Genomic DNA, 11,999 nt, shown 5'->3' on the forward strand with positions numbered 1-11,999 from the left:
CGCGTCTGGCCACGGCAAAACATCCCGATAAATAGCGGTTAGCGGTTCATAAAGCAGGGCAAAAGACAGGATGGGGATAATGCAGGGAGGACCTCCCGGCGCAGGCCGGGAGGGAGTGCAACGGATTACTTCTGCGGACGCATGGCCGGGAAGAGGATCACGTCGCGGATGGTATGGCTGTTGGTAAACAGCATCACCATGCGGTCGATACCGATACCCAGACCCGCGGTCGGCGGTAAACCATACTCCAGGGCGGTGACGTAGTCTTCGTCATAGAACATCGCTTCGTCATCGCCCGCCGCTTTGGCGTTCACCTGATCCTGGAAGCGCTGCGCCTGATCTTCGGCATCGTTCAGCTCACTGAAACCGTTACCGATTTCGCGGCCGCCAATGAAGAATTCAAAGCGGTCAGTGATTTCCGGGTTGACGTCGTTACGGCGCGCCAGCGGGGAAACTTCCGCCGGGTATTCGGTGATGAAGGTTGGCTGAATCAGATGCGCTTCCGCCACTTCGTCAAAGATTTCGGTGACGATACGTCCCAGACCCCAGCTTTTCTCTACCTGAATACCGAGAGATTCCGCCAGCGCTTTCGCCGCGTCGAAGTTATCCAGATCCGCCATGTTGGTTTCCGGACGGTGTTTCTTGATTGCTTCGCGCATGGTCAGTTTTTCAAACGGCTTACCGAAATCAAACACCTGGTCGCCATATGGCACTTCGGTTTTGCCCAGCACCGTCTGCGCTAGGGTGCGGAACAACGACTCGGTCAGTTCGATCAGGTCTTTGTAGTCCGCATACGCCATATACAGTTCCATCATGGTGAACTCTGGGTTATGGCGTACCGAGATCCCTTCATTACGGAAGTTGCGGTTGATTTCAAACACGCGTTCAAAACCGCCGACCACCAGACGTTTCAGATACAGTTCCGGCGCGATGCGCAGGTACATATCCAGATCCAGCGCGTTGTGATGGGTGATGAACGGACGGGCGGACGCCCCGCCAGGGATCACCTGCATCATCGGGGTTTCGACTTCCATAAAGCCACGAGCCACCATGAACTGGCGCATGGTCGCGAGGATCTGCGAACGGATACGGAACGTATGACGTGACTCTTCGTTGGCGATCAGATCCAGATAGCGCTGGCGATAGCGGACTTCCTGATCCTGCAGGCCGTGGAATTTATCCGGCAGCGGGCGCAGGGCTTTGGTCAGCAGACGCAGCTCGGTGCAGTGAATAGAGAGTTCGCCGGTTTGCGTTTTGAACAGCTTGCCGCGGGCGGCGATGATATCGCCGAGGTCCCATTTTTTAAACTGTTCGTTGTAGACGCCTTCCGGCAGGTCATCGCGCGCCACGTACAGCTGAATGCGGCCGCCGACGTCCTGAAGAGTGACGAAAGAGGCTTTGCCCATCACGCGGCGGGTCATCATCCGGCCAGCCACCGCAACTTCAACGTTCAGGGAAGCGAGTTCATCGTTATCCTTCGCATCGAATTCAGCATGCAATTGGTCAGAGGTATGATCGCGACGGAAGTCGTTGGGGAAGGCTACGCCCTGCTCACGCAGTGCAGCCAGTTTTTCGCGACGAGTTTTCAGTTCATTATTAAGGTCAATGGCCTCATCGGCACCTTGTGCTTGTTGTTCAGACATATGGATTCCTCATAACCTTGCTTTCAAACTAGCTTCGATAAATTGAACCAGGTCACCCTTCCGCGCGGCCTGTCTCTGGGAAGACACCAGAGCACAATCTTAACGATCCTGGATTCACTCCAAGCTGATCTCACTCAGCTATGGCTTCAGTAACGGTATTTTTTATCGTTGGCCTCCGCGCATGCCAGAATATCCTCCTCCTGTTCACTAAGCTGTGCAAGGAGCGACTTCGCGCTCCGCTGTTGATGTCATGCCCCCGGTCGCGCTGCGCTTATCGGGGCTACGAATAGCGGCCCGGATAAGGCGTTTACGCCACCAGCCGGGACGAGCGTCAGGCGCCGCCGCCGGTAACTTCACCGGCAGCCGCACGGCGTTTGCCCACACTACAGGCCGCGGCAAAGGCGATAACGACCATCACCGCCACGCAGCCGAGGGTCCATTCGCCCATCTGCGAGAAGAAATGTTGATAGGCAGCAATCGCCGTGTCGCTAATTTGCGATTCGGTGGTTTGCTGCGCCACCACGCCCGCCAGCCAGTTGGCCACCGCGCCAGTGGCCAGCATATAGATCCCGGTCAACACCCCGGTGACGCCGGGCATGTTCAGACGGGTGATTTGCGCCATCGCCACCGGGTCGATAAACAGTTCGGCAAAGCCCATCATCGCCAGCCCGGCGACCATCATGCCCATCGAGGCCTGGCCGTCAGCCGCGCCGTGGCGGGCATTGAGCGCCAGCAGCATAAAGCCGCCGCCCATCAGCAGCAGGCCGAAAGCGAATTTCAGCCAGACGCGCAGCACCGAACGCACGCTGCCTTCCGGGCGCATCAGCCACGCCAGCACCACGCCGGCCGCCATCACCGCCACCGCGTTGACCGACTGGAACAGCGCGGTTGGCACGTCCCAGTTCAGCAGGCGACGATTGACGAAGTGGTCGATAAACAGGCTAATCGAGCTCCCGCCCTGCTGCGCCAGCACCCAGAACAGCGTTCCTGCGAGCATCAGCAGGACGATCTGCCACAGCGCGCGACGATGCTCCGGGGCTTTGATCATGATCCGCGCCACCATCTGGGCGGCGAACAGGCAGACGATCGCCAGCAGATAGCCGGACCAGTTGTTTTGCAGCAGCAGCGTGAAGAACACCGGCGCCAGGCACAGCATCACCAGCAGCCAGCCCCAGGTCGGCAGCACAAATTTCACTGCCCGCAGCGCCGGTTTATCGACGCCGCGGGTATGCCGGAAATGGCGGCTGCCGCTTAAGAAAATCATCAGGCCGATAAACATGCCGATCCCCGCCAGCGCAAAGCCGATATGCCAGCCGTACCACTGCGCCGCCAGTCCGCAGGCGATGGGCGCGGCGATCGACCCGACGTTGCCGGCGGCGTACAGCAGCGAGAAACCGCCGTCGCGACGCGGGTCGTCGTGAGCGTACAGTTCGCCGAGCAGGCAGCTGATATTGGATTTGAACAGGCCGTAGCCGCAGATGATGATCGCCAGCGCGACGTACAGACTCCATGCGGAGGTCGACTCGACGCCCAGCACCACGTGGCCGAGGGTCATTAACAGCGCCCCGGCAATCACCGCCGTGCGGTTGCCGAGCAGGCGGTCGGCAAGCCAGCCGCCGAGAATAGGGGTAACGTAAACTAAAGATGCGTAGGCGCTGAACAGACTGATGGCATGGCTGTCGTCAAAGCCAAGCTGGTGGGTGAGATAAAGGATGAGTAAGGCACGCATGCCGTAAAAGCTGAAGTACTCCCAGATCTGGATCGCAACGATGTAGTAAATCGCGCGCGGCTGTGAGGGTGTTTTCATAGGTTCTCCTTGCAGCGTGAAAAAAGGGAAGTGGCAAGCCACTTCCCTGGTGTGCGTCTATTACTTGTTGTTTTCTTCTTTCAGCACTTTAACGGTGTAACGACCATCCGCCTGACGATAGGCGCCGTGGATATCGGTTTCGAAGCCCGGGTAGTGGGCGCCGATTTCGCACAGCATCTGCAGGAACTCCAGCACCGGGCGGCTTTCTTCGGTGATCATTTCACCCGGCATCACCAGCGGCACTCCCGGAGGATACGGCAGGATCATGTTGGCGTTGACGCGGCCGACCATCTCTTCGAGATAAACCTCTTCAGTCTGACCGTGCAGCTCTTTCTGGAACGCGGCATACGGGGTCATCACCATCGATGGCAGCACTTCAAACGCGCGGAACATCAGGTCCGGCAGGTTGTGATGCTCAATCAGTTTGTGAATGTTCTGCGCCAAGTCCTGAATACGCATGTTTTCATAGAATTCAGGATCTTCACGGTACAGCGACGGCAGCATGTTTTTCACCCGCAGGTTCAGGTCGAACGCGCGTTTGAAGTCGGTCAGCGCACGCAGCAGGCTCAGCGCTTTGGTTTTGTCGATACCGATGCTGAACAGGAACAGCAGGTTGTACGGACCGGTTTTCTCAACCACGATGCCGTGTTCGTCGAGATATTTCGCCACGATGCTCGCCGGAATACCGAAGTCATCCATGGTGCCGTCTTTCTTCATCCCCGGCGTCAGCAGCGTGACTTTGATCGGGTCGAGGTACATGTGCTCGTTATCGATGTTTTTGAAACCGTGCCATGCGCTGTCGGAACGCAGCGGCCAGCATTCAGGACCATCGATATGCTCCGGCTGCCAGACGTCGAAGAACCAGCCGTCAGACTCGCCTTTCAGACGTTTGATCTCTTTACGGAACTTGATGGAACGTTCAATAGAGCCGTCGATCAGACGCTTACCGGCGTTACCCTTCATCATCGCCGCCGCGGTTTCGGTGGACGCCACGATCCCGTAGTGCGGGGAAGTGGTGGTGTGCATCATGTAGGCTTCGTTGAAGGTCTCTTCGTTTACGTCGCCTTTCACGTGGATCATCGACGCCTGGGAGAATGCCGCCAGCAGTTTGTGCGTGGACTGGGTTTCGTAGATCACTTTCCCTTCGACGCGGCCGCCGCTCATCCCGCATTTGCCTTCATAGATCGGCGAGAAGTTGGTGTAAGGGACCCATGCGGAGTCAAAGTGGATGGATTTCACATCCAGGGTTTTCTTGATGAAGTCGGTGTTATACAGCAGACCATCATAGGTTGAGTTGGTGATCACCGCGTGTACCGGCCAGGTCGCATTCGGCGTCTCTTTCACACGCTTGGCGATAGTCGCGTGCTGAAATTCGCTCTGCGGAATACCGCCGAGGATACCGTAGGCGTTACGGGTCGGACGGAAGTAGATCGGCGTAATGTCGCTCATCATCATCAGGTGAGTCAGCGATTTGTGGCAGTTACGGTCAATCAGCACGGTGCTGCCGGCCGGCGCGGAGTACATGCCGACGATTTTGTTAGCAGTAGAGGTACCGTTGGTCACCATGTAGCTGCGTTCTGCGTTAAAGACGCGAGCGATATACTCTTCCGCTTCTTTGTGCGGGCCGCTGTGGTCCAGCAGGGAACCCAGTTCAGAAACCGAAATGGAGATATCGGATTTCATGGTATTCGGGCCAAAGAAATCATAGAAGATGCTGCCTACCGGGCTTTTCTGGAACGCGGTACCGCCCATGTGGCCAGGGGTACAGAAGGTGTATTTGCCTTCACGTACATATTTGAACAGCGCTTTGGTCAGCGGCGGCAGAATGGTGTCGATGTATTCGTCAGTGTTCTGTTTGATTTTGTTCGCGATATCTTCCGCAGCGCCCAGCGCATATTCGAAGAAGCGAACCTGCATGCGCAGATCGTTCAGGCTAACGTCCAGAGTCGAGTAGGTGTTAGCGAACGCGTACAGCGGCATGTACTCGTTCATTTTGCTGATTTCTTCGCACAGTTCGAGATTGTATTTATCCCAGTCGAAGATCACGCCGCACAGACGAGAGTTGTTTTCGATAAGTTTTAATAAGTCGTCACGGTCGTTCGGGTAGACAATACGGAAGTCCAGGCGTTCGAGAGCACGATGCAGTTCACGGATGGGTTCTTCTTTGAAGTAAACACCCATGTGATTCATGATTGCAATAACGTTCATAGTCAAATCTCCAGATGTAGAAAGCCCCTCCCGTCGCGTGATGACAGGTGATGGAAGGAGCCTCAGGAAAAAGGGTTACTGATTAGTGCGCGTTAGCGGGGCTGTTGTTATCCGTTGCGTTGTTCTGGCGCTGGTGCATTTTGCGACCGTAGAACATCAGGATAATCAGGCTAACGATAAAGGTGCCGGCCAGTTCGAAGGAGCTTGCGCCCATCAGCGCGATGAAGCAGAACACGCAACCCAGTACCGAACAAATCAGGCTAACGAAGTTACGAATGTTGATGCCTTCGAAACGAATCAGGTCAACACAGGAGTAGAAGTAAGGCAGCATGGTCAGCAGTACCGCGATACCGGTCAGTTCGCCGAACAGGTCAGAAGCTTTACCACCGGCGGAGTTCATCAGGGTAATCAGCACCATCAGCGCGGTCATTTTCACCGCCGCCAGCAGCAGGCCTTTTTTCGGGATACCGTTGCTATCGACTTCGCCATACACTTTCGGGAAGTTACCGTCGTTGGCGGCACGTACACCGGCCTGGCCAACCAGCATCATCCACGAGCCCAGAGAAGTCAGGCAAGCGAAGGCAGTGAAAGCGGAAACCATCGGAGCAGCCCAGCCGCCGAGAATGGTAGAGGCGCTAATCGCGAACGGCGCACCGGACGCGGCCATCTGAGAAGCAGGATACATACCGGCGATAACCTGAGTCGCGGCGATATAGACGATACCGGCCATCGCAGTACCCAGCATGGTTGCCAGCGGTACGGTACGTTTCGGGTTTTTCACCATCCCGGTACTCACGGCGGCGGATTCGACGCCAACAAAGGCCCACAGGCAGAGCAGGATACTTTTAATGACCGCGTGGCTATCGGTGGTGCTGGAGGTGTTCCAGTTCGCCTGATAGGTGGCGACATCAAACCAGTGCCAGCCGACAACCGCGGTCATGACCACTGGAATAAGCACCAGTACCAGACCAATAGTGGTCAGACGGCTGACCCAGGTCCCGCCGAGCATATTAACGAAAGTAAAGATCCACACGATGGCAATACAGGCAATACCTGCTGGCACCGGGTTATTTAAAATTGGGAAGAACGTAGAGAGATAAGAAACTGCGGTAATCCCGATGGCCAGGTTACCAATCCAGTTTGCATGATAATAAAGCACACCGGTCTGGAAACCGAATGCGGGAGATATTTCCCCGGCGTAGGCAATTGGACCACCCTGTTGCGGGTTCTTAGTGGCCAGTCGGGCATAAACATAAGCCAGAGACATCGCACCAATAATTGAAATTACCCAGCCCCAAATGGCAATACCACCGATGCTGGCCAGGTTCGCAGGTAATAATGCAATACCGCTCCCCATCATATTACCGGCGACGACACCGGTACAGGCAAATAGCCCGATCTTCTTGGCAGAACTCATGGTTGTTTTTCTCCTAAGTTTATTTGGGAGGTACAGATCATGATACAGAACCATTAATTGACCCGACCAACTGCCAACAAGATTACTGATTTGTACGAGATAAGTCCTAAAGATAAAGTGAAATAACAACAAACATCAGACAAATGATATTTTGACCTTTTTCGCTTAACATATAAACATGACAACAGGGTGTCAGAAAAAGATAAACATCGTTTAGTTACATGGAGTTAGAGTGGGATATGAGTGTTACTGAAGTGTTATTCAAAGCCTCCTGAATGCTAAATACAAATAACAACCAGAGGCTTCATGAGAAACATAAATTTAACCTCATCATGCCCAAAACCTTGCGCATGATGAGGGTTTACTTATTCTGAAGAGAGGAAATTGTCGAGATACGGTACCACCCGATTAACTGATGTCTGGAAAACACCGTTTTCAATCCAGTACAGGGTATCCCCGCCGGGCCGTAAATTAAACGCGGTGATGTAAGAATCGGCAGCCAGTCGGTTCTCTCCTTTCATCTCATAGACTTTGCCTAACAGCACATAATTCAGCCACGACATCTCTAAATCAATCGCACTGTTAATCGCGGTATTCGCTTCGTCGACTTTACCCTTACCCAACGAATCTACCGCTTTTATTTGATAATAAATCGCCATGTCTTTAATACCCGGCATCTCCCCTACCCGCTCAACCTCACTGTAGAGGGCAGCTAGCTGTTTATCGTCCAGCGGCTGCTGCGAATGGCGTAATACATCCACCAGCGTTTTTTCGGCATAGGCGTAAATAAAATCCGGCGCCCGCTTAATCACATCATCCAGCAGGCTACTGGCTTTACTTAATGAATCAACATCGCCCTTCATTAACAGCTGATGCGACTGGTAGAAATAGGTTAACGCCACGCTCTGCGAGGGCTGATATTGCCTGAGCATCGCCTGCATCCGCGCCGGCCACGGTTGCGTCAGGGCATCCGACAGGCTGTTCATCAGATCGTTCTGAATGGTCAGCTGGTTGTCGTTGGTCACAAAGTAGCGTTTATCCAGCATCGTCGAGCTGTCGGCGTTATCCACCAGCTGGACCGACATAAAGCACTGCTGCGCCCGATAGTGGCGCTGATTGACGAACTCAATGGTCAGCGTTTTCCCGGAGCTGCTCGGCTCATTGATGTTGTAGTCCGTTTTGTCATGCACCATAAAGGTCGAGAAGGTGTTCAGCGAGGTGGTGATCAGGCTGGCCAGGCCGACCGCGTAAGAGTGCTGCGACGACCAGTTGGCGCAGGAGTTACCATTGACCAGGTGGATATCGATATCGCGCGGATTGAGCAGCAGGCGCGCCTTGTTGACCGGCGGCCGCGACTCCATGCTCGACAGCGCCACCAGCGCCACACAGGTGCCCAGCGCCAACAGGAACAGCCCCCACACCAGGGCGGTGGTGAGGCGTTTGCGGGCCGATGGCGCGCTGGCGACAGCGGGAGCCGCCGCCGGCGCTGTCACCGGCGCGGTAAGATCGGCGGAGGAGTCGGGGGCTTCTGGCGGCCCACCGGCAGCCGGTGGCACGGGAATAGCGGTCGACGACGAAGGCGTCAGCGCCTCCACCTGCGGGGCGAGTTCCTCCCCCTCCTCGGTGCACCAGATCACCGGCACCGTGAGCTTATACCCCCGTTTGGGTACCGTCGCGATGTACTCAAGGCTAACGTCGTCGCCGTCTTTGAGCGACTTGCGCAGTTCGGAAATACTCTGCGTGACGACGTGGCTGGTCACAACGTTCCGGGTCCAGACGTTTTCGATAAGCTCGTCCCGGCTAAGCACTTCCCCCGGATGGCGGGCAAAAAAGACCAGAAGATCGATTAAACGCGGTTCAAGGGTAAGCTGGCGCCCCTTCCTGCTGATTTGGTTTACAGAGGGGGTTACCAGCCATTCACCGACGCGAACAACAGGTTGTAGCATACAAGAAAGCCCCAGACAAAAAGGGAAAGGCGCGATGATAACACATTTGTCCTACCTATTTTTGCCAGGGGTCACTCCCTCAGGCATTAGGTCAGAATTGGCTTTTTATCAACAATAAAAAGCAATAATTCATTAACATCGTGATCATGAAATTTATATATAGCGATAAAAACGCATTTCCGCTGCCGCAATTGCCTAAGGCAATTCCGATGGCAGAAAAAAAATGAGCCCGGAGGCTTAACGCGCTCCAGGCTCAATGCGTCGCGCGCCGCTACGGCACGCTTTTAAAAAGGTTATTTATACACTTCCGCTGTGGCTTCGAAGTTTGGACCATGCTCGCGCGCGGCGGTAATCACGTAATATTTTCCGCCTTTCTCATCGGCCAGCTTAGAGAGCTGATCGTGCAGATCGGAAGGTGAAGAGAACTCGCCACCGGACGGCCCTACCGAGATCGGTCCGACCTTGGTCAGTTTGAAGTGTTTCACTTCTTCTTTGGTGATCAACTGTGCGGCGGACGCGCCAAATGCAACGGCGGAAAGGGCTAACGCGACTATCACTTTTTTCATCCTGCAATCTCCTTGGAATTAGCCTTCAGTCAGGCTCTTTCAGTATAGACGGCGATTTACTGAGCGTGCTACCGATGCGCTTATTTTTCGGCCGAAGCGTTCAGTAACGCGGCGGTACCCCTTCCGGGCGAGTCTTAAAACGCCGGTGCAGCCACATATATTGCTCGGGCGCCATCAGGATGCACTGTTCGATAATCTGATTCATCCAGGCCGCCGTGACCTCGGCGCTCGCCAGCGGCGGCGTGCGCTCTGGCGTCAGAGAGATCAATTCATACCCCATGCCGTTGGGCTTGCGCCGCGGAACAAACGGCACAATCGTCGCCCCGGACATTTTCGCCAGCATCCAGGTGCCGGTGGTGGTCGCCGCCTGCTCGACGGCAAACAGCGGGGCAAAAACGCTGCTGGCCGGGCCGTAATCGTGATCTGGCGCGTACCAGAGGATCTCCCCCTCTTTCAGCGCCCTGACCATCCCTTTCAGATTTTTTCGATCCAGCATGGTCTTGTTCGAACGCAAGCGTCCCCAGGTCTGCAGCCAGTCAATCAGCGGGTTATCATTGGGCCGGTAGACGCCAATGCCCGGGGTAAACATGCCATACATTCGCGCCCCCATTTCGAGGGTCAGAAAATGAATACCGATCAGTAAGATGCCCTGCTTTTGTTCCAGAAGCTCCACCACCTCGTTAACGCCGCTGGTCTCGGTCCAGCGCGCCACCCGGTGCGTCGGCCAGAACCAGGCCATGCCGGTCTCCATCAGCCCCATGCCCAGCGATTCAAAGTTTTTCACCAGCAGCGCCTCGCGGTCGGCGGCGCTCATCTCGGGAAAGCAGAGTTCGAGATTACGTCTGGCAATCCGCGCGCGGCTTTTCATCACCCGCATTGCCAGCCGCCCAAGCGCCGTTCCCAGACGGTAGATCACCGGATACGGTAATTGCACCAGCAGCCACAAAAAGCCAATTCCCAGCCACAACAGCCAGTAACGCGGGTGCAAAAGCGCGCGGGAAAATTTGGGTAAATTTGACATAGTAATCCTGTTAATTCACTCAATAATAGCTGAGCAAAAACCGCGAAATAAAGTAGCGGATCCTGCATGTTATATTTTTCCAATTCGTGCGGTAATACTCAGACACAAAGGGCGTTATTATACGTCGCTCCTTGAGTAATTTCAGCCCTTGCGATGACGGCTACTCTATTATTAGGCAGATCGCGTAAAATTTCCTGTTTAATGCATAAATAAATAAACCTAACCTCTACGGCGCGGCCGATTGTCGATAAAATCGCCAGTACATTTGCCTCAGCCTCTCGACCAGTGCCTCGTTTACTCACGCTCTATTATGGCGATAGCAAACGCAAACAGGCCGTTCAGCCCGGTCTGATATGGCCAGCATGCGGTTATTTGTGACTGGGGCAAAGGTTAAGCATCGACATTGCGGATCCTTTTCCCAGATATGCTACGTTTACAGCGCTCATTCGACGCAAGTGCCTTTGCCGACGTCGCCGCTTTCAGAAGCCATAGTGAGAAGGAACTATGACAATGAATTATCAATTAGTGAAGCAAGTCAGAGAAAATAGCCCATTAAGAAAAAGCTTCATTGACCTTGCCGTTAAGACTTTTGATCTGTCTTTTGAAGAGTGGTATCAGCAAGGTTACTGGACCGACGCCTATATCCCCTACGCCTTTGTCGAACGCAATAAAGTTATCGCTAACGCCTCGGCCAATATCATCGACCTGCGCTGGCAGGGCGAGCCCCGGCGTTATATTCAGATTGGCACCGTGATGACCGAACCGGACCACCGTAATAAGGGATTAGCCGGCCAGCTTATCCATCACATCCTGCAGGACTGGCAGCAGGAGGCGGACGCCTTCTTTTTATTCGCCAATCCCACCACGGTGGATTTTTACCCCAAATTTGGCTTCACCCGCAGCGAAGAGCATCAATATATTATGCCGGTTTCCCCGCGAGCCGGTGATTTTCGTAAACTGGATATGGACAGCGCTGACGATGTCGCCCTGCTCCGCCATTACTATGAAAAATCCAACCCGTTCTCACCGCTGCGGGTGGAGCATAACTTTGGCCTGCTGATGTTTTACTGCTCAGCCTTTATGAAGCATTTTGTTTATTACTCGGCAAAAAATGAGGCAGTGGTCATCGCCATGCAAAACGGTCCGGTGCTGATCTGCTTTGACCTCTTCTGCGAGGAGGGTAAGAGCCTGTCGACGCTGGTCAACGAACTGGCCGATGACCATGTTTACCAGGCCATCCTCGGTTTTACCCCTAATGAAGACCGGCTCGGCGAGTATGAGAAAATAGAGGGAGAAGATATCCTCTTCGTCTATGACCAGAAGGAAAACCTGTTTAAAGACAGGAAGTTGATGTTTCCTTTACTGGCGCATGCCTGACGACGCCACGCCGT

The 11,999-nt window shown here is 54.5% G+C and carries 8 protein-coding genes; 1 reads left to right on the forward strand and 7 read right to left on the reverse strand.

Translation table 11 applies throughout. The features are described from left to right. Positions 1-125: 125 nt before the first annotated feature. From lysS to R0140_RS20695, 7 genes are all read right to left on the reverse strand, one after another. The gene (lysS, locus tag R0140_RS20665) at positions 126-1,643 is read right to left on the reverse strand and encodes a lysine--tRNA ligase (protein WP_004202393.1); all 1,518 of its coding nucleotides are present in this window, start codon (positions 1,641-1,643) and stop codon (positions 126-128) included. A 331-nt stretch (positions 1,644-1,974) separates the two neighbouring features. Then, positions 1,975-3,450, reverse strand: a complete 1,476-nt coding sequence (dtpD, locus tag R0140_RS20670) for a dipeptide permease DtpD (protein WP_012542563.1) — start codon at positions 3,448-3,450, stop codon at positions 1,975-1,977. A gap of 60 nt (positions 3,451-3,510) precedes the next feature. Beyond that, a complete protein-coding gene (cadA, locus tag R0140_RS20675; protein WP_012968785.1) occupies positions 3,511-5,658 on the reverse strand; it encodes a lysine decarboxylase CadA in 2,148 nt (715 codons plus the stop codon). An 82-nt stretch (positions 5,659-5,740) separates the two neighbouring features. Further along, positions 5,741-7,075 (reverse strand): cadaverine/lysine antiporter, encoded by a 1,335-nt coding sequence (gene cadB, locus R0140_RS20680; RefSeq protein WP_008805484.1) that lies wholly within the window; start codon positions 7,073-7,075, stop codon positions 5,741-5,743. 365 nt (positions 7,076-7,440) lie between these two features. Next, positions 7,441-9,021, reverse strand: coding sequence for a lysine decarboxylation/transport transcriptional activator CadC (gene cadC / locus R0140_RS20685; protein ID WP_008805483.1), 1,581 nt, complete (start codon positions 9,019-9,021; stop codon positions 7,441-7,443). 293 nt (positions 9,022-9,314) lie between these two features. Next, the gene (locus R0140_RS20690) at positions 9,315-9,587 is read right to left on the reverse strand and encodes a YdgH/BhsA/McbA family protein (RefSeq protein ID WP_002892402.1); all 273 of its coding nucleotides are present in this window, start codon (positions 9,585-9,587) and stop codon (positions 9,315-9,317) included. 100 nt (positions 9,588-9,687) lie between these two features. Continuing rightward, entirely contained in the window at positions 9,688-10,608 is a 921-nt protein-coding gene (locus R0140_RS20695) for a Kdo(2)-lipid IV(A) acyltransferase (RefSeq protein WP_008805482.1), read from the reverse strand. A gap of 510 nt (positions 10,609-11,118) precedes the next feature. Here R0140_RS20695 and R0140_RS20700 point away from each other — a divergent pair. Further along, entirely contained in the window at positions 11,119-11,985 is an 867-nt protein-coding gene (locus R0140_RS20700) for a GNAT family N-acetyltransferase (protein WP_012542565.1), read from the forward strand. Positions 11,986-11,999: the final 14 nt, after the last annotated feature.

The organism is Klebsiella sp. w6, from assembly GCF_033100215.1.
Lineage (GTDB): Bacteria > Pseudomonadota > Gammaproteobacteria > Enterobacterales > Enterobacteriaceae > Klebsiella > Klebsiella variicola.